We start from the raw sequence: 24,875 nt of genomic DNA on the forward strand, positions 1-24,875 counted from the left end.
TTTTTCAGCCATGCGCCCTTAGCGGCGCTTTACTTGGCAGCCTAGTTTGCTAATATCGTCCATTATTCAAAGGATTGTTTTATCAATGGACGATAATCATGCGCTTATTATTGGTCTGGCTGGCGATGGCAGCCAGCTCTGCTTCAGCCCAGTCACTTACCCTCGTTTATCAAGTAGACAACCGCCACACCGATGAGCGCGGTGAAGCGGTGTTACATATATCCAATTCGGCCATTGCCAACCACTACCGCTTGCCCGATATGCAGTTATCGCAAATCACCCGGGAAGGCGAGGGCCAGTATGTGCTTATTCATAGCCACAAGCAGATCTTGTTTCGCGACTTTCAGCCTTTTTATGAAAATGCCAGTAGCCAACTTAAAGCTATGGCCGAGAGAATGGGCAAGAGTGAGCAGCAGTTATGGAAGATGATGCTCGACCCTAGCAACGACCCCAGTGCCGCCACTTTCTCTCAAATAAATACACAGCAATACCAAGGAGTACGTGATGAGGTTGTGGTATATCGTGTGCAGACTGAGCAATCGCGACTTAGTACCTCCGAGCTTGAGTGGCTCAAAACTCGTTTAGAGCAGCAGATGAGAATTCCCCAGTCAGGGCTGGGATTAATGGCCGACAACGTCGATGAGTTACTGCGTTTATTTACCTATGATCATGATGCGCTTCCAAGTCGCATTGAGGATCTTGATAGCGGCTATGTATTGACACTACAAAAGCAAAAATGGGGGGCTGTAGAGCCGTCGGCCTTTTCTTTGCCCAAAAGGTATCTTAAAAAAGACATCACTGAACAAACTCTCAACGTGATGGAATACTTGCAAAATTTAAACGAGTAGAAAAGCTCAAACCAAATCAAAGCTCGGTCATAAAAAGGAATAAAAATGAGCCAAGGATTACAAATAAAATCGTTGCGGGAGTGGATAGCGACCATTTTAGCTGGCTTCTTTTCACTGTTAGTCGTCCTAGCTATTGTTAGCGGTGATATTGAGTCTGTTGTAATAAACATGCTGTTTGCCTTGTTGCTTGCGGCTTATCAGCGGCGCTTTATACTCGATAACGACGCTCTGCTAATTCGCAGCCAACTAAAGTTATTTGGCATCGGGATAACAACCTTTAGCGTAAAGCGTATTACGCTGTCATCGCTCGATGAGCTTGTGCTCACGTGTGGGCACGCTAAAAACGAGTTAATGCTTACCTTTTCATCTGAGCATAGCACCCAAGTGGAGCGCTTCGACTTTAGAGGCCAAGATGAACTGATCAAGCGTATACTCGCGGACACAGGCATTGATTACACCCTACGTAGTAAGGGGGCAGCGAGTAAAAAGGGGCACAAAGCCGCTGTAGCCAGCAAAGACACTGTGGCTGATATTTTCTATCGCCATACTTCTCCTGGCGAGATACTCTTAAGCCATAGCGTGTCGCGCTTTGCGATGCCACTGCCAAACAGTCAACGTAAGACTGTATATATTGCGGTCGCAATTGGTTTGCTTATAACTATAGGCGTTGTGAGCTCATCCCAAAACTGGATCGCAGGGTGTGTTCTTTTAGCACTGACCTACCTGAGTTATTGGCTGGTTCGAGCCCATTTATGTAATCAGTATTACTTTATCGGCCAATCACCTCAAAGCGATATTGTGGTTGACGAGCAGTATTTACAACTCCCGGCACTGCTGTTTGCAGACAAAAAAGCGCGTAAGGTAGCAAAGGAGCAAGTCCGCTCGATAGAGGCAAGATGGAATTATTACGTAGTAGATAGCTATTCCATTGGTTGGTCTCGACGCAAAATTAAACGCCCACACGTGGTGTCATTAACCTTTATAACCGACGAAGGCCCGACTATTGCAGTGAGCAATATGGCCATCAATGGTCAAGCGCTGTTATTAGCGCTTACCCATAAGAACTACCCGGTATCGCTTGAGCGCTCAACAAAACAGGCACTGCCGATGCTGTTTCATATACGTATTGCCGTTTTATTGGGCGTTGTTGGCATTATCATCTCATCGATGATTCGTTTTCTATAAATAAGGATTGTTATGAAAAAACTAACGTTAATAGTCTTACTGGGGATTATCAGTAGCACCGCATCTTATGCTCAACAAGTGAAAACTGATAACTCACTGAAAGCCACGTTGTTTGGCAGAGGCGATAGTAATCTTGATATCCAACTGGAGAAAGCTAAACAGGGGGATGCACAAGCTATGGCTCGCTCTGGTTGGCTTTTTTCTTTAGGGTTGAAGCCAGATTATGACAAATCGCACTACTGGCTCAATAAAGCTATTGAAAACGGAAACACAACCGCGTTCTATTTTTATGCAAAATTATATGAAGAGGGAAAGTTTGGGGAAAAGAATCCTAAAAAGGCGTTCGATTATTATCAGCAGGGCGCTGACAATGGCAATTTAACCGCTATGTATTTCGTATATGAAGCCTATCGAGATGGCAAAGGTGTTGCCGTGGATGAGCAAAAAGCCGAGGAAGTACTCAATGAGTGCGCCAAAGCGGGTGGAGAACTCTGTACAATTTTAAAAGAAACGAGGGCTAACCTCAAACGTTCCAGAAAACAATCAAACTAAGCAGGGGCTGCCAATTTAGCGCTGTTCGCTCAGTTTCAATGTGCATAAAGTGCATAAGGATAAAAGAAGGAAAGATATAGATGAAAGGACAAGGATTAGGGCTGTTAGTGGGGACTGTGGGGATCTCATTACTGTCATTTGCTGCGGTGAAGCTATTCTTATTTGTTGAACCCCCTGGGTTTATCAACATAGGAATGATGGCCGTGGGCAGTGTACTGTGTTTATCGAGTCTCTTTCTCGTTACGCGTAAATCCCTAAACCTTTAAGCGTTCCGCTTTCTAGATACAGGTATAAAAGGTTTACAGGGAGTCAGCGGCAGCCGTCATGGCTGCCGCTGCAAATAACTAACCTATCAAGTTATACAGAAGTGCAGAGACCGCCAGTACACCTACAAGTAACACAAAGTACGTACTGAGCTTGCCTTTGTAACGTGCAAGGGAAGGGACTTTGTACACTGCAATCATCGGCATAATAAATAAGATCATCGCGATAATTGGACCTGAAATCGCCCCCATCATATCCAAAATACTGGGGTTATAGATGGCGCAAATCCAAATCGCCACAAACATCAAGGCAACACCTAGCTTATCCGCCCCCTGATAACTTAATTTCGAATGCTTAACCGCTAAGCCATTAAAGCTCTCCCGTGCTCCCAAGAAGTGACCAAAAAACGACGAGGTGATGGCAATAAAGGCCACCAAGGGGCCAACATAGGTCAGAAGAGGGTTGTCATAGGTATTAGCAAGATAAGAGAGCACGGAAATATTGGCTTCCTTTGCGGCTTCAAGCTGTTCAGCACTGAGCGCAAAAACACATGAAAATACAAAAAGAAGTACAAAACTTATCAGCATAATTGCAGTGTACTTGAGGATTTTGTCAGACTTTACACGTGCACTTTGGCCATAGTGACGACGTTGTGCATTGGCAAAGCTGGAGATCGCCGCAGCATGACTAAAAGAAAATACAATAACAGGTACGGCCAGCCATAAGTTCTCAATAAACTGCGGTGCTTGGGCGATATCTGTACTGGGGACCTGCCAGTGTGGAATTAAATACAGAGATAAACCAAACAGTACCGCAACTAAAGGGTAAACCAGGATGGCAAAGGCGCGCAGCATTAGCTTTTCGCCTCCGAGCATCACGGCCACCATGGCTGCCACCAATACGCCGGACAGTAGCGCACGAGGTGGCTGTGCAAAGCCCAGTTGATGCACGATAAAGTCATTCACGGTGTTGGTCAGGCCGACTCCGTAAATAAGTAAAATAGGGAAAATAGATAGAAAATACAGCAGTGAGATTAATCTGCCAGCGCCAGCACCGAAGTGTTCTTGCACCACATCAGTGAAGTCACTGTCGTCGTGTTTAGACGATAACACAAAGCGTGCTAAGCCTCGGTGCGCGAGGTAGGTCATTGGGAATGCGGCACAGGCCATAATGATGAGGGGCCAAAAGCCGCCAAGGCCGACATTAATGGGTAAGAATAAAATACCTGCACCGACTGCGGTGCCAAATAAACTTAATACCCAATGGGTATCGTGGCGAGACCACGCCGGTGCTGTGGTGGTGCCTTCACCGCCGAGCACATGTTGAGAGGAACTCATAGATACTACCTTTGAACTGCATAAAAACGTGGCAATCATACAGAATTTGGCAAGGTAATTCATACTTATGCCAAAAATTGTTATAGCAATCCAACTTTGGTCGTACTAATTAGAATAACTAGCTAAATGATGTTCTTTTTTTAGCCAAAGAGTGTGGTGTTGAAATAAAAACGGCCCTATTAAGGGCCGTTGGCAGTCGTGATTTAGTATTAAATCTTTTGTTCTGCAGGTTGTTCGCTTGGGTTCGGTTCAGGAACTTCTGGGGCATTTTGGCCCGCACGCTCCCAATACTTCGCTTTGAAGTTAAACAATACCAAGATAATACCTACACCAATACTGAACAAGGCTATTTGCATGTACAGGCCAGGGATTTCTTGAACGTTTTCTGGGTCAAAGCTACCAGCTAGTAAGCCAGAGATAATATTACCAATGGAGTAGGTAAGAACAAATACGCCCATCATTTGGCCCACATAACGTGCTGGCGACAAGCGGCTTACCGCACTGAGTGCGACTGGGCTTAGGCATAGCTCACCTACTGTATGTAGGAAGTAAGTGGTAATAAGCCAATAAGGAGCGACTTTCAGGCCATCAGCAGCATATTGCGCGGCAAAGAACATGACTAAAAAGCCAGTTGCCATAATGATAAGACCCACGGCACATTTAACGCTGTACGATGGCGTGATCATGCGTTTAGCGAGGTTAATCCACAGTGCTGCAAAAAATGGCGACAATATGATGATGAAAAATGAGTTCGCTGACTGGAACCATGCTGTCGGGATCTCAAAAGAACCCAGCATACGGTCGGTGTAATCGCGAGCGAATAAGTTCAACGATGAACCAGCCTGTTCGAACCCTGACCAAAAACACGCTGAGGCCACACAGACTAAGAATAGTGCCCACATGCGCTGCTTTTCATCGTCTGTCAGCTCACCTAAAAAGTAGATGTAGCCAAAGTAAATGAAAAAGGTGATGGTAAAGACGATGGCTACCGAGCCCGCTAAAGCGACCGGGTCAATGACCAACCAGCCATTGTGTGCCGCGTAAACAGTCAGTGCGACCATCGCAATTGATGCGCCAATGACAGTCCAAGCAAGCGATGCGCCCTTGGTCGACAATGGGTTTGCTGGCTTATCATTGATGCCGCGAATACTACCTTGAGTCAGGCGGTACTGCACTAAACCGATGGCCATGCCCACGGCTGCTGCACCAAAGGCCCAGTGCCAACCGACATTTTCCATAAAGTAGCCACATACACCGTAGCCAATCATAGAGCCGAGGTTGATGCCCATGTAATAAATCGCGTAGCCACTGTCGCGACGCTCATCTTCGGTTTTATACAGCTGACCTACCATGGCACTGATGTTTGGTTTTAATAAACCGGTGCCGGTAGCAACAAATATTAAGCCGATAAAGAACGAACTAGGGTGGGGAATTGCGAGGATAATATGGCCGATCATAATAACGATACCGCCATACCAGACAGTTCGCTGACCGCCTAACAGGCGATCTGAGATCCAACCACCGGGTAAGCCAAGGAAGTAGACTGCACCGGTATAGAGGCCGTAAATTGCCGCAGCAGACGCTACCGTGAAGGCCAAACCTTCCTCTTGCAGCGATGCGGTCATAAACAGCACTAGCATGGCGCGCATGCCGTAGTAACTCATGCGCTCCCACATTTCTGTGAAAAACAGGGTTTGTAACCCTTTGGGATGACCGAAAAAGGCGGTATCCAATTTTGAATCCCCAGCCGCCGAAGTCGGTGGCGTGGGTATCTGCTCATCAGACATAGATTCACTTCCATTATTGTCGTTATAGTGAGCAGTTATTAGTACGTGAAATAAGCTCAATATGCAACCAAATCGCGCCTTACAGAGGCTAGATGGTTAGATTTATAGCAATAGCTGTGAATAAATTAATCAACCTTGGGCGTGTCGTTGAATAATGCCTACAGCCATGTAATGAATTTATGCTGCCTTGCTATTCACTTCGCTTAATGGGTTTGAAGCCATCACATGCTGAGTGTCTGACCAGTGCAAAAGCTCAATACGGCCCTGATGATTCTCTACCAAGGCGCTACAGTTCTCTATCCAGTCGCCATCGTTACAGTAAATAATACCATCACTGACACGTAGCTTGGGTTGGTGAATATGACCACAGACAATGCCGTCATAGCCCCGGCGCTTGGCCTCGTGAATGGCCGCATCTTCAAATGCAGTAATCGCTTGTTGGGCCTTGTGTACACGAGATTTTAACCACGCTGCTAAAGACCAATAGCGGCCACCAAAAAGGCGGCGTACTCGATTATGCCAGCGATTTAAAAACAGCAAAAAGTCATAGGCGGCGTCGCCGATAATACTGATCAGTTTGCTGTAACGCGTTGCAGAATCAAAGTCATCACCGTGCAAGATAACAAAGCGCTTACCATTACCTGTGGTATGCACAAACTGCCGGTGTACTTCCACGCCCATGAGCAGCTCTTTATCATACTTACGAAAGGTCTCATCGTGATTACCTGGTACGTAAATGACCCGTGTGCCTGCTTTTACTTTCTCCTGCAGTGCTTGCAGTACATGGTAGTGACTGGAATGCCAAAAGAACCGCCTTTTCATTGACCATAAATCAATAATATCGCCCACTAAATAAAGTGTATCGCACTGAATATGGGCTAAAAAGTCGAGTAAATAGTCGGCTTTACAATCTTTGCAACCTAAATGAATATCAGAGATAAATACGGCCGGGTAATGGGTGGTGTTACGTTGTTTCATAATGGTGTGACTCGCAGCGTAATAATAGCGAGGCTAGAGCGTAGCGATGACAAAAAAAAGACTAAAAAAAGAACAATCCGTGACAACTATCGGATCTGCTTGTCTAACGGTATGAGCCTGATTATTATTGCGACCTTCAGCCAGCCTTGGTAAGCAAGTGTTGGGAGACAATGAGCCAATATGACAGCAAAGCAATGATTTGTTCGCTTTAACAGGCTTTACGCTTTGCCAAGAACCGGTCATTTTGGCAATGTTTTAGCAGTGCCTCGTCGACCATAAAACTTGGGTGTAACGAGGACAAACGCGTAAAGCGTAATAGGAGAGCAACATGAAGTATCGTTTAGCTGGGCTGTGTATCGTGTTAACAGCTGCGCTTAGCGGTTGCCAAGACGAGCCATTAACGCAACAACTGCCTGTGGATATGAGTAATCCCGCTGCAAAATTCTGTGTTGATCAGGGCGGGCAATACCTTGTTGAGCAACAGCCCCAAGGCAAGAGCAGCTTTTGTGTATTGGATAACGGATCAAAAGTTGACGCGTGGGAGTTTTTCCGCAAATACCAGTAATAAAAAAGCCAGTCTCTCGACTGGCTTTTTTCGTTTATGCTTTAGCAAGCTCGGCAACAATGGCGGCTACCGCACCATCAATATCCAGCAACTGCTTTTCACCTGTACGGCGGTTTTTAAGCTCTACTTGATCATTATCGAGGTTACGCTCACCAATCACTAAGGTCAGTGGCACACCCAGTAGCTCCATATCGTTAAACATGACCCCAGGGCGCTCTTTGCGGTCGTCAAAGAGTACATCAATGCCAGCTTGTTGCAATTCGCTGTAAAAGCGCTCAGCAATATCAGGGATACGATGTGACTTGTGCATATTCATGGGCACGATAGCCAGTTCGTACGGAGCGATATTTTTCGGCCAAATAATGCCGTATTTATCATTGTTTTGCTCGATGGCAGCGGCAACGATACGGGATACACCAATACCGTAACAGCCCATGGTCATGGTCTGGTTTTTACCACTTTCTGCCAATACTCCGGCTTTCATAGCCTCGGAATACTTGGTGCCAAGCTGGAAGATATGACCAACTTCAATCCCTCGTTTAATACTCAAAGTACCGCTACCACAAGGGCTCGGATCGCCATCAACCACGTTACGAATATCCGCAACTTGGTAGTCATTGACGTCGCGGTCCCAGTTGATGCCACTGAAGTGCACATCATCTTCGTTGGCACCGGCGACAAAATCCGCCATCACCGCCGCTGAGCGGTCAACAATAATCGCTGTATTTAAGCCAACAGGGCCTAAAGAGCCAGGACGAGCGCCTACTGCTTTTACAATGTCCGCTTCGCTCGCCATTTCCAGTGGTGCCTGCACGCCTTCAAGCTTCTCTGCTTTGAGTTCGTTGAGCTCATGATCGCCACGCAGTACTAAAGCAACCAGTGGGCGTTGCTCTTGCTCGTCTGCTTCGCCGTAAACAAATAAAGTTTTCACACCACGGTGCGGCTTAACGCCGTAATGCTCTTTAAGTTCAGCAATGGTTTTTGCTTTCGGGGTATCGAACTTTTGCAATTCTTTGCTGGGCTCAGGACGGGCTTCGCTCGGGGCTTTTGCCTCTGCCTTTTCGATATTTGCGGCATAATCACTGCCATCACTGAAGGCGATAGCATCTTCACCGGATTCGGCCAATACGTGGAATTCATGAGACAAATTACCACCAATGGAACCGGTGTCTGCAAGAACTGGGCGGTAATCTAAGCCTAAACGGTCGAAAATATTGCAATATGCTTGGTGTAGCTTTTCATACGTTTGCGCTAAACACTCGTCACTTAGGTGGAACGAGTAAGCGTCTTTCATGACGAACTCGCGCGAGCGCATGATGCCAAAACGAGGACGAATTTCATCGCGCACTTTGGTCTGTACTTGGTATAAGGTGATTGGCAGCTGTTTGTAGCTACTAATTTCTTTACGTACGCAATCAGTGATCACTTCTTCGTGGGTAGGTCCTAACGCAAAAGGGCGTTTATGACGGTCTTCAATACGCAAAAGCTCAGGACCATATTGTTCCCAGCGGCCCGACTCCTGCCACAACTCAGCAGGTTGAATGATGGGCATGAGCATCTCAATGGCGCCAGCCTTATTCATTTCCTCACGAACAATGTTTTCAACTTTTTTCAGCACCTTAACGCCGGAAGGCAGCCAAGTGTATAGGCCGGAGGCGAGTTTGCGGATCATGCCCGCACGAAGCATGAGCTGGTGGCTCACCACCTCGGCATCTGAGGGCGTCTCTTTCAGGGTCGCAAGTAAATACTGACTGGTACGCATGAATATTCCGTTTTTTATTTAATGATTAATAGGTAAGAGCGCTAGTTTAGCAGCGCTCGGGCGCAGGGCAAAGCGCTAAAGCGGGCAAATTTCGAGAACATGATTGTGCTCACCGTCTACTTGCCAGCGAATATTAAAATCATACAAGGTCATGCCGTAGTGCTGCACCCCAGCCAGACTCTTTTTATACGCTGGCCGTGGGTCTTGCTGAAGCACTTGAGTGATAAATTGCTCAAGCACTAAAGCAGGGTCGCTGTTGTCGATAACACTTTGTGCTTGTTCAGAAAAACTGACACTCATCTGGGTGTGCGGCCGGGTATCGGCAAAGCCAGCACTGGCATCCATCATGGCATCGGAATAAGGCAGATAGGGCTTGATATCAATAATCGGGGTGCCATCGAGTAAGTCGATTCCCCCTAAACGAAGACTAAGCTGCCCGTGTTGGTAATTCACACCGAGCAATTCGACTGCGCTCATGCCAATGGCGTTGGGACGGAATGTCGCTCGCGTAGCGAACACACCTTTGCGAGCGTTTCCGCCTAAGCGAGGAGGGCGAACTAACGGTGAATAGCCTTTATCAGCCGTTTCATGAAAACGAAACAACAGCCATAGGTGGCTAAACTCCTCAATACCACGCACAAACTCCTCTCTGTTAAATTCATCGGTAAAGATAAGATCAGCGCGCGCCGCGCTAACTAGGCGAGGTTGTCGCGGGATAGCAAACTTTTGTTTATACGGAGAGCGAATATGGCCAATGGCGGTGATTTGATACTGGGACGACACAATGTTTTACACAGCGAATTAAGGTGAGCGCAGTGTAGTCATGGCACCGGGTAAAAACAAGGGGCACAGGGCCCCTTGTACAAGTAGGGAAAGTGCTGGGCTAATTAGAATAGGTATTCAACCGATACAGACGCAACGTCCATTTCGGGGTCAATTTGTTCGTCTAGTTCATAACGCTCGTACTCAAGGTTGAAGCGTACTTGCTCTGTCATCGCAAACTGTACGCCGGCGCCGTAAAATACATCGCCACCATCGGCCTGCGTGGTGGCAATGGTTAGGTCATCAAGTTGCGCACGTAGGTCTGCATCCCATTCTAGCCAACCGGCGGTTGCGTAAACTTTGAAACGCTCACTAACAGGCAGAGCGAGTTTGGTTGATAGCGAAACACCATCTAGTTCTGCTTGTTGGTCGATATCAGACACTTCATCAAAATTGTGATAGCCGAGCTCGAAACTCCAATAATCATTGAGCTGTGTGCCCACGTAAGCTTCAAGCATACCGGCATCGTCATCAAATTCAGTATCTAGGTCATCATTGTCGAACTCAAATGAGTATTGGCCGTAACCGATACCGGTGTAGAAACGAGGGTTCACTTCACTGCTTGGTTCATAACTTGAAGGGGCCGCCATCGCTGTGGTTGTCGTTAAAGCCATAGCTAAAGCGCAAAGGGAAAAGCGAGCAGTTTTATTAGTGTGTTTCATCTTGATTCTCCATTTTGTTAGTTCATGCCTAACAAAGCAGAGGCCATGCCAAGAGTCTTAAAACAACTAAAATTAGGTGTTTTATTAATATATAATTCAGTTAGTTACAGAAAAGCGCAGGGTTGTTTACAAAGCCTTAAGGAGTGTAACGCGCGGCTGTTTTGTATGGACCTGAAAAAGGTGTAAAATTTTCCGGTAAATGTCAAAATTACACCCTGAATGGAACCTAACTAATTGATTAATAGTCGATTAACAGGTCTTCTGTAAAAGTGTTTCAGTTTCGATGGCTATCTCTTTCATTTTAATCGCATACGCCTCTAGGCGCTTCTGCTCTTCTGTTTTTGCCTTAAAGCATGGCACCTCTACTGGGTAGCCGGCTTGGTCCATAGCGACAAAGCTGATCACGCAGTGGTTAGTCTCGACCATGTGTTGCGTCTTGGGGTCGCCACAGCGTACTTGTATAAATATTTGCATACTGGTTTTACCGGTATGCGCAATAGAGGCGTTAACTTCAACTAATTGACCCACTAACACTGGCCGGCGAAATTTTACTCCCGCCACAGATACCGTGACACAGTAATGACCGCTCCAACCTGCGGCACAGGCATAGCCAGCTTGATCTATCCATTTCATGACGACTCCGCCGTGGACCTTACCACCGAAATTGACATCGGTAGGCTCGGCTAAAAATCGAAAAGTAACCGTATCTTGACTCATAGAGCTCCCCAAATATGCTCGACCTGTTACAGCAAGTGTAGTGTATATAAATAAAAAAGGGGCTTACGCCCCAGTTGCAACTTAGGATAAAGTACTTAATAACAACTACATATTAGGGTAGTTAGGACCACCCGCTCCCTCTGGGGTGACCCAGGTGATGTTTTGGCTAGGATCTTTGATATCACAGGTTTTACAGTGCACACAGTTTTGCGCATTGATCACAAACTTTGCCTCACCTTCACTGTCATCCACTTCGTAAACCCCAGCTGGGCAGTAGCGCTGTGCTGGTTCATCAAAGCGTGGCAAATTAACCGTAATAGGTATCGCAGCATCCTTTAATTGTAAGTGACACGGCTGAGACTCTTCGTGATTGGTATTAGACAAAAAGACCGATGAGAGTTTGTCAAAACTAAGCTCACCATCTGGCTTTGGGTAGTCAATTTTCGGTGCTTGTGAGCTGCTCAGTAGGGTCGCGTAATCAGGGGTGTTGTCTTTAAAGGTAAAAGGCAGCTTTCCTGCGAATAGGTTTTGGTCCAGCGTGTTGTACGCGCCCCCGAAGAACTTACCCAATTTATGCATCGCCGGCCCAAAATTGCGTGAGCGGTAAAGCTCATCATACACCCAAGAAGATTCAAAACGCTGCGCAAAGTCCGCCAAATCAGTGTGTTGATCACCGGCTTTTATTGCCTCAAAAATACTTTCGGCTGCCAACATACCGGATTTCATTGCGGTGTGATTGCCTTTGATTTTGGCAAAATTCAGCGTACCTGCGTCACAGCCCACGAGTAGGCCGCCTGGGAAGTGCATTTTCGGTAGCGAATGTAACCCGCCTTTGGCTATAGCACGCGCGCCGTAGGCTAAGCGTTTACCGCCTTTGAGCACATCAGCGAATACAGGATGATGTTTCATTCGCTGAAATTCATCAAAAGGACTTAAGTGCGGGTTGGTGTAGTTAAGGTCGACAATGAGGCCCACCACCACTTGATTATCCTCGCAGTGGTACATAAATGCGCCGCCATTGGTATCTCCACTAAGCGGCCACCCAGTGCCATGAACCACTTTTCCTTGTTGATGTTGCTGTGCATCTACTTGCCAGATTTCTTTAAAACCAAGACCGTAGTGTTGCACAGAGCGGTCTTTATCAAGGGCAAATTGATTGATCAATTGTTTGCCCAAGTGGCCACGGCAGCCCTCTGCGAAAATGGTGTATTTTGCTCTGAGCTCCATCCCCGGCATAAACCCAGGCTTTTCATTGCCCTCTTTATCGCGACCCATATCACCGGTAATGATGCCTTTGACGCTGTCGTCTTCAATAAGTAGTTCGTGCGCGGAAAAACCAGGGAAAATTTCGACTCCTAATTGTTCTGCTTGCTCGGCTAAAAAACGACAAACGTTGCCCATAGAGACGATATAGTTGCCATTATTATGAAATGTTTTGGGCACCATAAAGTGGGGCAGGGATTTAGCTTTTTGCTCATCACTGAACCATAAAATTTCGTCTTCGGTGACTTGGGTATGCAGTGGCGCGCCTAACTCCTGCCAATTAGGGAGTAGCTCATCGAGTGCGCGAGTTTCGAAAACGGCACCGGAGAGCACATGAGCACCTACTTCAGAGCCTTTTTCAACCACGCAAATCATCAATTCTTGTTGTTGTTCTTGTGCTAATTGCGCGAGCTTAATGGCGCTAGCAAGGCCGCTGGGCCCTGCACCGACGATGACCACGTCAAATTCCATGGTTTCGCGTTCTACCATAATGATCCCCTGCTTTATATGACGGTATAAGGTGTTACGAAATGCAAATTAATCGTTACACAAAAGGTTATTGTCCAAGGTTATTTTAGGTTGACGTTTACGTCAACAGGAAGTAGTCTGATTTCATCAAATAAATAAGTTTACGTTAACGTCAGGTGTGGGCGTGTCAGTAGTAACCGCGCAGGTTATAGCCGCTTTAGAACGTCCACTCGCGTGTCAACAGGAGCAAATATGAAAGTATTAGTGCCCATCAAACGTGTCATCGACTACAACGTCAAAGTACGCGTAAAGGCAGATAACAGCGATGTCGATTTGGCGAATGTGAAAATGGCGATGAACCCATTTTGCGAAATCGCCATAGAAGAAGCTATTCGCCTAAAAGAATCAGGTAAGGCAACGGAAGTGATTGCTGTGACTATTGGTGATAAGTCATCGCAAGAGCAGTTGCGCACTGCACTGGCACTGGGCGCCGACAGCGCCATTCACATCGAAAGTGATGAGAAGCTAGACTCACTGCATGTGGCAAAACTACTCGACAAGTTAATTGATGAGCAGCAACCCGATCTGGTTATCTTAGGGAAGCAAAGTATCGATTCGGACAATAACCAGACTGGGCAAATGCTGGCTGCGCTGCGCGGATGGGGGCAGGGTACATTTGCCTCAAAAGTGGATATTAACGATGGCAAAGTGAACGTGACGCGTGAAGTTGATGGTGGTTTACAAACTGTAGCGCTCACGCTTCCTGCGATTGTCACGACTGATTTGCGTCTCAACGAGCCCCGTTATGCATCATTGCCTAACATTATGAAAGCAAAACGCAAACCTTTAGATGTGAAAAGTGCTGCGGATATGGGCGTCGACCTTGCTGCACGAATGCAGTTGGTGAGCGTGGAAGAGCCAGCTCAGCGTCAAGGTGGTGAAATCGTTGAAGACGTTGAAACCTTAGTGAACAAGTTAAAAAATGAAGCAAAGGTGGTGTCATGAAAGCATTAGTGGTAGCTGAGCACGAGTACGGTGAACTAAAGCCTGAAACCGCGAAAACATTAAGCGCGGCGCACAAAGTAGGCGCTGATATTGATGTGTTGCTGGTTGGTGAGAACCTTAATGACGCGGCTGAACAGGCTAGTAAGCTCAGCGGTGTAAGCCGTGTGTTGGTCGCTGATAGCAGTGATTATGCACACCAACTAGCTGAAAACACCGCTGATTTAATTGTGAGCCTAGCGGGTGATTATAGCCATCTATTTGCCAGTGCGACGACCACCGGTAAAAACATTATGCCACGGGTTGCAGCGCTATTAGATAAAGCGCAAGTATCGGACATTATTGATGTTATCGACGCTGATACGTTCAAACGCCCGATTTATGCTGGTAACGCCATTGCGACGGTGAAGTCACTTGAGTCTGTGCACGTTATTACTGTGCGTGCCAGTGCCTTTGATGCAGTGAGCAGCGACGGCAGTGCTAGCATCGAAAAGATTGACAATAGCATGGCCTCAACGAACAGTGAGTTTGTCTCTAAAGAGCAAACTGAGTCTGAACGCCCTGAATTAACCGCTGCTGATGTGGTTATTTCCGGCGGCCGAGGTATGCAAAATGGTGAAAACTTCAAACTGTTAGAAGGTATTGCCGATAAGCTCGGTGCGGCTATTGGCGCATCACGCGCTGCGGTAGACGCGGGCTTTGTGCCGAACGATATGCAAGTAGGGCAAACCGGCAAAATTGTCGCTCCTGATTTGTACATAGCCGTGGGTATCAGTGGTGCCATCCAGCATTTGGCAGGTATGAAAGACTCAAAGGTTATTGTAGCTATCAACAAAGACCCAGAAGCACCGATTTTCCAAGTGGCTGACTATGGGTTAGTGGCTGATTTATTCGATGTTCTACCTGAGTTAGAAGCCAAGCTTTAAAGCGCAACTAGTTTACAAAAAGCCCGCGACTGTTTTTGTGTTGTGGGCTTTTTTGTAGGTAATGTTGTTTCAAGAGCTTAGGCGCAAATAAAAACCCGCTACGTGAGCGGGTTTTTGATGTCTATAGCGTGCGCCGTTATTAGTAAGTAGCGCTGCCTTTAGTGCGTGGGAAGGCAATCACGTCACGGACATTGCCCATACCGGTCACGTAAGCGACTAAACGTTCAAAACCTAAACCAAAGCCTGAGTGAGGCACCGTGCCGTAGCGGCGTAAGTCGCGATACCAGCTATAGTCTTCTTTGTTTAAGCCCATTTCCTCTAAACGAGCATCAAGCACATCTAAACGTTCTTCACGCTGAGAGCCACCGATGATCTCGCCAATGCCTGGGGCAACGACATCCATCGCTGCCACCGTCTTGCCGTCTTCGTTCTGGCGCATGTAGAAGGCTTTGATATCGCGCGGGTAGTTTTTGATAACTACAGGCGCTTTGAAGTGCTCTTCAGCCAGATAACGCTCATGTTCAGACTGTAAATCCACGCCCCACTCAACAGCGTATTCAAACTGCTTACCGCACGCCTTAAGAATCTCGATAGCGTCGGTGTAATCAACCTGCGCAAAGTCCTTGCTGACGAATTCTTCAAGACGACTGATGGCCGTTTTCTCGATACGTTGTGCGAAGAACTCCATGTCATCACGACGCTCTTCCAATACCGCAGCAAAGACATACTTAAGCATGTCCTCGGCAAGTTTGGCGATGTCGTTCAAATCGGCAAAAGCCACTTCCGGCTCGACCATCCAGAACTCTGCAAGGTGGCGCGAGGTGTTAGAGTTTTCAGCACGGAAGGTTGGGCCAAAGGTGTAGATCTTTGACATTGCGCTGGCATAGGTTTCACCGTTGAGCTGGCCTGATACCGTTAAAAATGCTTCTTTACCGAAAAAGTCTTCGCTGTAGTCGATATCGCCCTTATCAGTGCGTGGTAGGTTCTGCATATCCAATGTCGACACTCGGAACATTTCACCAGCACCTTCGCAGTCACTGGCGGTAATGATGGGAGTGCTGATCCACATGTAGCCACGCTCATGGAAAAAGCGGTGGATAGCCTGCGATAAGCAGTTACGAACACGGGTAACCGCGCCAATCACATTAGTGCGTGGGCGCAGGTGGGCGTGCTCACGTAGGTACTCAATACTATGGCGCTTTGCTGCCATAGGGTAAGTGTCAGGGTTTTCTACCCAGCCAATTACTTCAACGCTGTCCGCTTGAATTTCAAAGGCCTGACCTTTACCGGCTGACGCTACGAGCTTACCGGTTACGCTTACCGAGCAGCCGGCCGTTAAACGCGTTACTTCATCATAATTATTGAGCGAATTAGGCACTACAGCTTGGATAGGATCAAAACTCGAACCGTCATGAACGGCTAGAAACGAAATACCTGCTTTAGAATCGCGACGTGTGCGCACCCAACCTTTAATGTTGACCTGGGTGTCCACGGCAACGGCGCCTTTTAATAGCTCGGCGATTGCTGTATGGCTCATTTTCACTCCAATGATTACTATTGCCTACTGTGCTGCACCTTGGCAGCAGCAGTATTATGATGAAAGTTAAGAGGCCTATCTTAACCGTGATTTAGGGAGAAAAAAACTGCCAATTGCCTCAATCAGGGCAGAAATACGTAAAAGCGTAGAAAATATCACCTAAACTAATCATATATAACTTATTATCGAGACGCTTTAGCATGTTGAGGGGAGATAAACCGGGCCCTTTTCGATTAGTCGCTTGGTGTGCAGGTGTAGGCTGGGTGCTTTTTGTTGTGGTATTAGTATTGATTCACTACGCTCGCCCTGATGTAGATTACGGCATATTACGTTATTTCGACGTGCCCATTCGCGAGCATTGGCTCTTAAAACCGAAAAATAGCGCCTTAATCATGCTAATGCTGTGTGGTCTTTGCTGCGTTTGTGGCATTATAAGGGCAAGAAATATAAATAAAATGATGCATCTGGCTGCACTTTCGCTTATTGCTTTAGCGTTTTTGTGTGTCAGCTTTACCCTTGCAATCTTAAGTTAAAACGCAGTGAGTAGTTAATGAAACAAGCTTTTATCCTACGCGGCTTGCCAGGTAGTGGTAAAACCCACTATGCGCAGAGCCTTGCCGACGACCTCGTTGCCGGCGATGCTAGCCAATACTTTATTTGCAGTACCGACGATTTCTTCGTGCAAGATGGCCACTATCAATTTGATAAGCACAAGTTACCTGAATATCACAATCTTAATTTAGCCCGTTATATTAAAGCGCTCGCGGAGGGCATTCCGTTAGTGATTGTTGATAACACCAATATCAAAAAATGGGAATTTATCGCCTACATTGAAGCTGCGCATGCGCTCGGTTATCAAGTCAAAGAGGTGATCGTTGGCGAGGTAAAAGACAAAGCAATGCAACACCTTTATGCTCAGCGCAACACCCACAAAGTAGCACTGCGGACGATAGCGAAAATGGCCTATCAATTTGAGTGGTAATTGACCATATCAAGGAGCATTCATGAGTAACAAGCAAGTAGAGCATGACACCCAAAAACCTAAACTAGCGCACGAGCTCCACCAAGAACTTCCGGTTGATCATCCCGATGCGTTTTTTCGCATGCTACACAAAGTGATTCGCTTTGCTATTTGTGTTTTAGCCCTGTGTATGGTGGCAGTTATACTCTGGGGGGTCGGTGATGTTATGTACATTATCTACGAGCGATTAATGCAGCCACCTTACTTTTTACTAGATGTCAATGACATCTTTTATACCTTTGGTGGCTTTATGGCTGTGTTGATAGCGGTGGAAATATTTATCAACATTAGGATGTATCTAGGCAGCAACGTGTTTCCTGTCAAGCTTGTCGTCGCGACTGCTTTGATGGCTATCGCTCGTAAAGTGATCATCCTTGATTTTGATACCCTCACCCCGCTTTACCTGATAGGTATCGCCGCCACAACTTTAGCGCTGGGGATAACCTACTGGCTTTTGGGCAAAGCGCCCAATGATGATTATGACCATTAGATGGACATTGATAAAAAAACCGCCTCAAGGGCGGCTTTTTTTATTACATGGCGTTGTATTCGTCTTCCCAGAAGAACTTTTCTTCGCCAAATGCCGGCTTTAAGTCATTAAGCCATGTAGCATTCTCGTCATACTTGGTAAAGAAAGGACGCTGCACCCAATCTGGGTTGCGAGCTTGAATAAAGCGCAGTACGAAGACCTTTTCACCGGCAATCTCGCTGACACCAGATACTTCTACCTTTCCTGGACCTGCACTCATAGACGGGCCGCGCACGGTACGACTGACGCCGGATACCTGTTTATAAGCCTCGCGGAAGGTTTCCCAAGTTTTATACAGGGGCAATTCAAAGTAACGCTTGGCCCCGGTATCACGTTCAATAAACATGTAGTACGGGATCATCCCTAGCTGCGTTTGCTCTTTCCACATTTCCGCCCACATATTAGGGTCGGTATTAATGTTATTAAGGAGTGGTGCTTGAGTACGGATTTGCGCGCCGGTTTTACGCAATAGGGCAATCGCTTCGCGTGTGGCGGCGGTGCGCAGCTCTTGCTTATGGTTGATGTGAGCCATAATAGAAACGTGCTTGCCTGCATCCACGAGCTCTTTAATTAAGGCGAGCAAGTCTTGCGCATCAGGATCGGTTAAATAACGGAATGGCCAGAAAGTCAGTGACTTGGTGCCGATACGGATGGTGCGAATATGGTCAAATTCGGGATCTTTAAGCTTTTCAAGATAGCCACGAAGTTTAACGGTACGCATCACCATTGGGTCGCCGCCGGTTACGAGTAGATCGGTAACCTCTTTGTGCTCACGCAGATAGTTATGCAATAAGTCCGCATCGTTGTTATTGAATCGTGTCGCTTTACCAACAAACTGCGCCCAGCGGAAGCAGAAAGTACAGTAAGAGTGACAATATTGTCCTTGTGCTGGAAAGAATAACACGGTTTCTTTGTATTTGTGTTGAATGCCTTCAACGCGCTCACCATCGAGCTCGGGCACATTCTTTTCCATTTGCCCGGCAGGGTGCGGGTTCAGCTTGTTACGGATCTGTTGTGCCAGTTCCATTACCTGTTCAGCGGTTGGGTCCGTTCTATGCAGCGCAGCCATTTGCTCGTACGACTCGTCATCTAACATACCACGCTGAGGGAACGTAAGTTGGAATACCGGATCATTGGGAACTTTATCCCAATCAATCAATTCTTCAATTACAAAGTTATTTACGCGGAATGGGAATACACTGGCCACGACCTTCATCTCAAAGCGCATATGCTCTGGTAGTTGGTGTAGGGCTTCAATTTTATCAATTTGACGGTGTTGATACACGGTAAACCTAGGCGGGACAAAGGTTTCCGCTGGCTGTATTTGAACGGTTTGCTGCATATATTTTCACTTGCTAGTTGAAAAGGTTGGTACTCTAACAAAAAGGTCAAGCCAATTCCTAGTCCTAAGTGCGAATATAATTGCGCTGTAACACGCAAAGAGCGGCCTTTGGCGCGCCCAAGCAGGTATAAAATTGCTACGCAGTGAAACTAATTGTTCAGCGAAAAGTAAGTTAACTCTTTGAGCTGGTTATAAACTGTGGTGACTCCCAGCTCAAAGAGGCAACAGTCACCACCTCATTAGTAGTGACCCTGAGCAATAGCATCGTATATTGCCGTGGCTAAGCGCTGAATGTCGTTTTCGCTGCTAACAAAAGGCGGCATAAGATAAATCAATTTACCAAAGGGGCGGATCCACACTCCTTGGCTGACAAAAAACCGCTGTATCTTGGCGACATCCACAGCACTATTGAGCTCAACTACACCAATGGCGCCAAGGCGGCGTACATCAACCACGGCGGCTAATTCGCGGCAGCGCTCTAAGGCACCAAGCCAATGATGAATATCGTTTATTTGCCCTTGCCAATTATTATCGAGCAACAATTCGAGACTTTTGTTGGCCACGGCGCAGGCCAGCGGGTTACCCATAAAGGTGGGGCCATGCATCAAAACGCCTGCTTCGCCTTCGCAAATACCGCGTGCTACATGACTCGTGGTCAGTGTCGCGGCTAAGGTCATATAGCCACCGGTAAGTGCTTTCCCCACACACATAATGTCTGGAGCTATATCGGCATGTTCAACAGCGAACAAGGTACCGGTGCGGCCAAAGCCAGTGGCAATTTCGTCGCAAATAAGCAATATCTCATAGCGGTCGCACAACTGGCGCACGGTTTTTAAATAGTCGGGATGATAAAAGTTCATACCGCCGGCATTTTGGACAATCGGCTCAATGATAAAAGCCGCCACTTCATGATGATGTTTATCAAAGTATTGCTCTAGGGTGTGCGCCTCTTCAGGGTCGAAGCGTTCATTAAAACGGCTACGGGGTGGCGGCACAAAGATTTGTTCGGGTAAAAATCCGCGATACATACTGTGCATTGAGTTGACCGGGTCGCACACACTCATAGCGGCAAAGGTATCGCCGTGATAGCCCTTTTGCGGGGTCATAAGTTTATGCTTTTGTTTATGGCCTTGGCTATACCAATATTGCACTGCCATTTTTATCGCCACTTCCACACTTACTGAGCCGCCATCGGCAAGAAACACCTTGTCGAGCGCTTTGGGGGTCATCGCCACTAACTTTTTACACAGTTCAACTGCTGGCGCGTGAGTGATACCGCCAAACATAACATGGCTCATATTGTTGCTTTGGCTTTGCAGCGCTTCATTTAACTGGGGGTGATTGTAGCCGTGCAGGGCACTCCACCATGATGCCATACCATCAATTAAGGCTTCGCCACTTTGTAGATAAATGCGGGTTCCCTCAGCATGGGTAACGGGATAATTGGGAAGAGGGTTGAGCATTGATGTGTAGGGGTGCCAAATGTGCTCACGATCAAACTCAGTGTCGATATGTGTATAATTATTGCTCATAGGTAAACTTCAAATGTCATTGCAGCGTTGACAATACTAAGGCAACTCGTAGACTGATACAAAATTAAATTCTACCGTCGATAATAAAGAGAACTCTATGGAACAGGCCGAAATCCGTCATAACTGGACGCACGAACAAGTTAAAGCCCTTTTTGACATGCCATTTAATGATTTGCTGTTCAAAGCGGCAAGCATTCACCGTCAACACTTTAACCCCAACGAAGTGCAAATTTCGACTTTATTATCGATTAAAACCGGCGCCTGCCCAGAAGATTGTAAATATTGCCCTCAGTCAGGGCACTATAAAACCGACCTCGAGCGTGAGCGCTTGATGGAAGTAGAAAAAGTGGTGGAGCAGGCCAGGGCCGCCAAGTCAAAAGGTGCGACCCGTTTTTGCATGGGTGCAGCATGGTCAGACCCTAAAGACCGCGATATGCCCTACATTGAGCGCATGGTCCGAGAAGTAAAAGAGCTGGGTTTAGAAACCTGCATGACACTGGGCAAGCTTGATAACGATAAAGCCAAGCAGCTGCGCGGGGCGGGGTTAGACTACTATAACCATAACCTTGATACTTCACCTGAATACTATGAGCAGATTATCACGACGCGCACTTACCAAGACCGTTTAGACACACTGGATCATGTGCGTGATGCCGGCATGAAGGTATGCTCCGGTGGCATTATCGGTATGGGAGAGCAGGCTTCTGATCGCTACGGCCTACTGATCCAGCTGGCTAACTTGCCTAAGCAACCGGAAAGTGTGCCGATTAATATGCTGGTTAAGGTCAAGGGCACGCCTTTAGAAAACGTCGATGATTTAGACCAGTTCGAATTCATTCGCACTATTGCTGTGGCGCGTATCATGATGCCGAAAAGCTACGTGCGTTTATCAGCAGGGCGCACGGCAATGAATGAGCAGATGCAAAGCATGTGTTTCTTTGCCGGAGCAAATTCCATCTTCTATGGTGATAAACTGCTGACCACCGACAACCCTGAAGCCGATGCCGATATGAACCTTATTCGCAAACTGGGGATGCGCCCAGAGCAGGCTCAGGATTACTCAGACGAGGCCTATGAAGCGTCATTGAGCTCAGCTATCGCTGATAAGAAAACCTCAGAGCTGTTTTACGAAGCACCCTAATGGCGTTTGAATACATTGATAATGTGCTCGAGGGTGCCAAAGAGCAGCACTTACTGCGCCAGCGCGTGGTAGTCGATGACATTTGTGCGCGCACCTTGGCCGTGGATGGTCGACGCTATTTAAATTTTGCGTCCAATGACTATCTTGCTTTAGGCGATCGGCCGCTGCCGCCATTGAAAGGGCGCAGTGGCGGGCACAGTTCGCCGTTGGTTACTGGTTACAGTCGTGAGCAAGCAGAGCTGGAGCAACGTTTTTGTGCACTTTATGGCTTTGAGTCAGCGCTGCTGTTTGCCAGCGGTTTCAGTGCTAATGCCAGTGTGCTGAAAGCCTTGTTTGCTCAAGCCCGGGAAGGCTTGATTGTGCAAGACAAACTGAATCATGCCAGTTTAGTCGATGGCGGCCTTGCGGCAAACGCACAGATGCAGCGCTTTAATCACAATAATATGGCGCATCTGGATGCGCGCTTGGGTAAATCCAAAGCCCACCATAAACTGGTAGTAAGCGAGGGCGTGTTCTCGATGGATGGGGACTGCGCGCCGCTTGAACAGCTACGCAGTCAGTGTGAGAAGCACCGGGCCTGGTTAATGCTTGATGATGCCCATGGGTTTGGGGTGCTCGGTGGAGGCAAAGGCAGCGCTGCGGTGCTTAAGCCTGATATTTTAGTGCTCACCTTTGGTAAAGCGCTGGCTGCCAACGGGGCTATCGTACTAGCTAGCAACAAAGTCATCGATTTGCTGCTGCAAAGTAATCGCGATTACACCTATTCCACGGCACTGTCCGCTTTGCAATGTGAGGTGATTGACGAGCGACTGACGCAGTTGTTGGCGGCCGACGCCGAGCGCCAACATTTATCTGCACTGATTGATTACTTTAAAAGCCAATGTGCGGCGGCTCATTTAGCACTGATGCCCTCAGATACACCGATACAGCCGTTGATCGTCGGCGATAGTGAATCAGCGTTGATGATGCAAAATCAACTTCGTGAAAAAGGCATATGGCTTAGTGCCATACGACCGCCCACTGTGGCCCACAATACTGCGCGTTTGCGTATCACCTTAACGGCGGCTCATACTGAGCAAGATATCGACACCTTAGTCAGCGCCTTGGAGCAATGCCGATGAGTGCGGCATTAAAACTTACTACCCAGCGGCAATTCTCCAAAGCGGCAACGAATTATCAGCAGCATGCGCGAGTGCAAGCCGCGAGCAGTACTGTTTTGTTAGACCACATTGGCGCCAGACATTTGGGTGTATGTTTAGACTTAGGCGCGGGTCCCGGCGTGAATAGCCATGCGCTCAGTGTCAGGGCACAGCAGTTAGTGTCCCTTGATTTATCAGAATCCATGCTACAGTGTGCACGAACCTTAGGTGGCGATGACAATCAGGTAGTGTGCGCAGATATGGACATGCTACCAATACACAGTGCAGCGATAGACACTGTCTTTAGTAACTTTGCGATGCAATGGTCTGCTGATTTAGCTGCCTTACTTTGCGAGTTACACCGTATTTTAACGGCGAATGGGCGGGCATATATTGCCGTGGTGAGCGAGGGTTCCCTTGAGGAAGTGAAAGCTGCTTTTGCCATGGCAGGGGTGCCAGCCATTAACCAATTTATACGTGTTGGCGATTTGATCATAGCGGCTAAGCAAGCTGGGTTTAAGGTGCAATGGCAGCATCAAGCAAGGCTATTTGATCGCTTTGACAGTGCTAAACAGGCGTTAAAAAGTTTATCGGCTATTGGTGCCAATAGCTGTGAGCATGGCCACCGTCACTTATCGAAAAATCAGTATATGCAGATTCTCAACCATTTACAGGGATCGCAGCCGGGCGTGGAGTTAAGCTACAACGTCGCATTTTTGGAGCTCATTAAATGAAACAATTTTTTGTTACCGCAACCGATACCGATGCAGGTAAAACCCATGTCACCAGCTTGCTACTGAAACTCGCTGTACAGCATAAAAAGAAGGCGGCCGGGTTTAAGCCCATCGCCGCTGGTGCTGAGGAGGCGTTTGGCCGACTGGTCAATACCGATGCACTGACACTCATCGAAAGCGGCAACACCAATGTGCTCTATGAGCAAGTAAATCCGTTTATTTTTGCGCCACCGATTGCACCTCATATTGCCGCTGCGCAGCAAGGTGAACATATTAGCGTTAGCAAGGTACGCAGCGCGTACGACGAGTTTAAAAGTTGCGGTGCCGATATTCTCATTACCGAAGGCGCCGGAGGTTGGCTATTACCCATTAATGACACGGAGCTGTTAAGTGATTGGGTGCTTGCTGAGCAGCTGCCAGTCATTTTAGTGGTGGGTATGAAACTCGGTTGCCTCAACCATGCATTGTTAACGATGGAAGTGCTGGCGCATCAAGGTGTACACGTCGCTGGGTGGATAGCCAACCAAGTGGATCCACAGATGCAGGAATACGATGCCAATTTAGCCACCTTGAAAGCAAGGCTGCCAGCCCCATTTCTCGGAGAAAGCCCTTATACCGAGCACACACCAAAGCTAAAAATCCACCGCGCTCTTATGGAGCTATTCGAGTTAGGTTAAGGTTACAGTTGCTTACAAATCCGTTTGCCGAAATAACTTGATACCGTAAACATCTGCCTATATATATTGAGCATAACGCGTCGAT

The 24,875-nt window shown here is 47.4% G+C and carries 24 protein-coding genes; 13 read left to right on the forward strand and 11 right to left on the reverse strand.

What is annotated here, in order from left to right; translation table 11 throughout:
• The first annotated feature begins 98 nt into the window (after positions 1-98).
• From PRUTH_RS04730 to PRUTH_RS04745, 4 genes are all read left to right on the forward strand, one after another.
• Entirely contained in the window at positions 99-848 is a 750-nt protein-coding gene (locus tag PRUTH_RS04730) for a hypothetical protein (RefSeq protein WP_151172668.1), read from the forward strand.
• A 45-nt stretch (positions 849-893) separates the two neighbouring features.
• Complete coding sequence (locus PRUTH_RS04735; RefSeq protein ID WP_151172670.1) at positions 894-2,033, forward strand: hypothetical protein; 1,140 nt, start codon at positions 894-896, stop codon at positions 2,031-2,033.
• A 12-nt stretch (positions 2,034-2,045) separates the two neighbouring features.
• Positions 2,046-2,585 carry a tetratricopeptide repeat protein gene (locus PRUTH_RS04740; RefSeq protein ID WP_138590469.1) on the forward strand — a complete coding sequence of 180 codons (540 nt, stop codon included), beginning with the start codon at positions 2,046-2,048 and terminating at the stop codon, positions 2,583-2,585.
• 80 nt (positions 2,586-2,665) lie between these two features.
• Positions 2,666-2,851: a hypothetical protein gene (locus PRUTH_RS04745; RefSeq protein ID WP_151172671.1), complete on the forward strand. Its 186-nt coding sequence runs from the start codon at positions 2,666-2,668 to the stop codon at positions 2,849-2,851.
• Between the two features lie 78 nt (positions 2,852-2,929).
• On the opposite strand, the gene PRUTH_RS04750 is transcribed toward PRUTH_RS04745, so the two are convergent.
• The 3 genes from PRUTH_RS04750 to PRUTH_RS04760 form a co-directional block, all read right to left on the reverse strand.
• Positions 2,930-4,186, reverse strand: a complete 1,257-nt coding sequence (locus tag PRUTH_RS04750) for an SLC5/6 family protein (RefSeq protein ID WP_151172673.1) — start codon at positions 4,184-4,186, stop codon at positions 2,930-2,932.
• Between the two features lie 209 nt (positions 4,187-4,395).
• Positions 4,396-5,973 carry a peptide MFS transporter gene (locus tag PRUTH_RS04755; protein WP_022946566.1) on the reverse strand — a complete coding sequence of 526 codons (1,578 nt, stop codon included), beginning with the start codon at positions 5,971-5,973 and terminating at the stop codon, positions 4,396-4,398.
• Positions 5,974-6,150: 177 nt separating this feature from the next.
• Positions 6,151-6,951, reverse strand: a complete 801-nt coding sequence (locus tag PRUTH_RS04760; protein ID WP_045978327.1) for a UDP-2,3-diacylglucosamine diphosphatase — start codon at positions 6,949-6,951, stop codon at positions 6,151-6,153.
• A 328-nt stretch (positions 6,952-7,279) separates the two neighbouring features.
• On the opposite strand from PRUTH_RS04760, the gene PRUTH_RS04765 reads away from it, so the two are divergent.
• Positions 7,280-7,516, forward strand: coding sequence for a putative hemolysin (locus tag PRUTH_RS04765; RefSeq protein ID WP_022946568.1), 237 nt, complete (start codon positions 7,280-7,282; stop codon positions 7,514-7,516).
• Positions 7,517-7,550: 34 nt separating this feature from the next.
• Here PRUTH_RS04765 and PRUTH_RS04770 read toward each other — a convergent pair whose 3' ends face one another.
• The 5 genes from PRUTH_RS04770 to PRUTH_RS04790 form a co-directional block, all read right to left on the reverse strand.
• Positions 7,551-9,278, reverse strand: a complete 1,728-nt coding sequence (locus PRUTH_RS04770) for a proline--tRNA ligase (protein ID WP_151172675.1) — start codon at positions 9,276-9,278, stop codon at positions 7,551-7,553.
• 75 nt (positions 9,279-9,353) lie between these two features.
• Positions 9,354-10,061 carry a tRNA (N6-threonylcarbamoyladenosine(37)-N6)-methyltransferase TrmO gene (gene tsaA, locus PRUTH_RS04775; RefSeq protein WP_138590477.1) on the reverse strand — a complete coding sequence of 236 codons (708 nt, stop codon included), beginning with the start codon at positions 10,059-10,061 and terminating at the stop codon, positions 9,354-9,356.
• A gap of 104 nt (positions 10,062-10,165) precedes the next feature.
• Complete coding sequence (locus PRUTH_RS04780; RefSeq protein ID WP_045978324.1) at positions 10,166-10,762, reverse strand: porin family protein; 597 nt, start codon at positions 10,760-10,762, stop codon at positions 10,166-10,168.
• Between the two features lie 249 nt (positions 10,763-11,011).
• Positions 11,012-11,479, reverse strand: coding sequence for an acyl-CoA thioesterase (locus tag PRUTH_RS04785; protein ID WP_022946572.1), 468 nt, complete (start codon positions 11,477-11,479; stop codon positions 11,012-11,014).
• 105 nt (positions 11,480-11,584) lie between these two features.
• The gene (locus tag PRUTH_RS04790) at positions 11,585-13,231 is read right to left on the reverse strand and encodes an electron transfer flavoprotein-ubiquinone oxidoreductase (RefSeq protein WP_151172677.1); all 1,647 of its coding nucleotides are present in this window, start codon (positions 13,229-13,231) and stop codon (positions 11,585-11,587) included.
• Between the two features lie 231 nt (positions 13,232-13,462).
• Here PRUTH_RS04790 and PRUTH_RS04795 point away from each other — a divergent pair, with 231 nt between their 5' ends.
• Positions 13,463-14,215, forward strand: a complete 753-nt coding sequence (locus PRUTH_RS04795; RefSeq protein ID WP_151172678.1) for an electron transfer flavoprotein subunit beta/FixA family protein — start codon at positions 13,463-13,465, stop codon at positions 14,213-14,215.
• Complete coding sequence (locus tag PRUTH_RS04800) at positions 14,212-15,138, forward strand: electron transfer flavoprotein subunit alpha/FixB family protein (RefSeq protein ID WP_045978322.1); 927 nt, start codon at positions 14,212-14,214, stop codon at positions 15,136-15,138. Before PRUTH_RS04795 ends, PRUTH_RS04800 begins: the two co-directional genes overlap by 4 nt.
• A 139-nt stretch (positions 15,139-15,277) precedes the next feature.
• On the opposite strand, the gene asnS is transcribed toward PRUTH_RS04800, so the two are convergent.
• Positions 15,278-16,675, reverse strand: a complete 1,398-nt coding sequence (asnS, locus tag PRUTH_RS04805) for an asparagine--tRNA ligase (RefSeq protein ID WP_151172680.1) — start codon at positions 16,673-16,675, stop codon at positions 15,278-15,280.
• A 550-nt stretch (positions 16,676-17,225) separates the two neighbouring features.
• Between asnS and PRUTH_RS04810 the strand changes: the two genes are divergently transcribed.
• Both PRUTH_RS04810 and PRUTH_RS04815 read left to right on the forward strand, forming a co-directional pair.
• A complete protein-coding gene (locus PRUTH_RS04810) occupies positions 17,226-17,657 on the forward strand; it encodes an ATP-binding protein (RefSeq protein ID WP_022946577.1) in 432 nt (143 codons plus the stop codon).
• A gap of 22 nt (positions 17,658-17,679) precedes the next feature.
• Positions 17,680-18,186 carry a phosphate-starvation-inducible PsiE family protein gene (locus PRUTH_RS04815; protein WP_045978320.1) on the forward strand — a complete coding sequence of 169 codons (507 nt, stop codon included), beginning with the start codon at positions 17,680-17,682 and terminating at the stop codon, positions 18,184-18,186.
• Between the two features lie 43 nt (positions 18,187-18,229).
• Here the strand turns inward: PRUTH_RS04815 and PRUTH_RS04820 are convergent, their stop codons facing one another.
• Both PRUTH_RS04820 and bioA read right to left on the reverse strand, forming a co-directional pair.
• On the reverse strand, positions 18,230-19,567 hold the full coding sequence (locus tag PRUTH_RS04820; RefSeq protein ID WP_151172682.1) for a KamA family radical SAM protein: 1,338 nt from the start codon (positions 19,565-19,567) through the stop codon (positions 18,230-18,232).
• Positions 19,568-19,806: 239 nt separating this feature from the next.
• Positions 19,807-21,099, reverse strand: a complete 1,293-nt coding sequence (gene bioA / locus PRUTH_RS04825) for an adenosylmethionine--8-amino-7-oxononanoate transaminase (protein WP_151172684.1) — start codon at positions 21,097-21,099, stop codon at positions 19,807-19,809.
• Positions 21,100-21,196: 97 nt separating this feature from the next.
• On the opposite strand from bioA, the gene bioB reads away from it, so the two are divergent.
• From bioB to bioD, 4 genes are read left to right on the forward strand one after another with little or no spacing between them, the layout of a single operon-like run.
• On the forward strand, positions 21,197-22,240 hold the full coding sequence (gene bioB, locus PRUTH_RS04830) for a biotin synthase BioB (RefSeq protein WP_053910476.1): 1,044 nt from the start codon (positions 21,197-21,199) through the stop codon (positions 22,238-22,240).
• Positions 22,240-23,361, forward strand: coding sequence for an aminotransferase class I/II-fold pyridoxal phosphate-dependent enzyme (locus PRUTH_RS04835; protein WP_151172685.1), 1,122 nt, complete (start codon positions 22,240-22,242; stop codon positions 23,359-23,361). Before bioB ends, PRUTH_RS04835 begins: the two co-directional genes overlap by 1 nt.
• A complete protein-coding gene (locus PRUTH_RS04840) occupies positions 23,358-24,113 on the forward strand; it encodes a methyltransferase domain-containing protein (RefSeq protein WP_170268881.1) in 756 nt (251 codons plus the stop codon). Before PRUTH_RS04835 ends, PRUTH_RS04840 begins: the two co-directional genes overlap by 4 nt.
• Complete coding sequence (gene bioD / locus PRUTH_RS04845; RefSeq protein WP_151172688.1) at positions 24,110-24,790, forward strand: dethiobiotin synthase; 681 nt, start codon at positions 24,110-24,112, stop codon at positions 24,788-24,790. The genes PRUTH_RS04840 and bioD overlap by 4 nt, the downstream gene beginning before the upstream one ends.
• Positions 24,791-24,875 lie beyond the last annotated feature (85 nt).

It is taken from the genome of Pseudoalteromonas ruthenica (assembly GCF_008808095.1).
GTDB classification, from domain to species: Bacteria; Pseudomonadota; Gammaproteobacteria; order Enterobacterales; family Alteromonadaceae; genus Pseudoalteromonas; species Pseudoalteromonas ruthenica.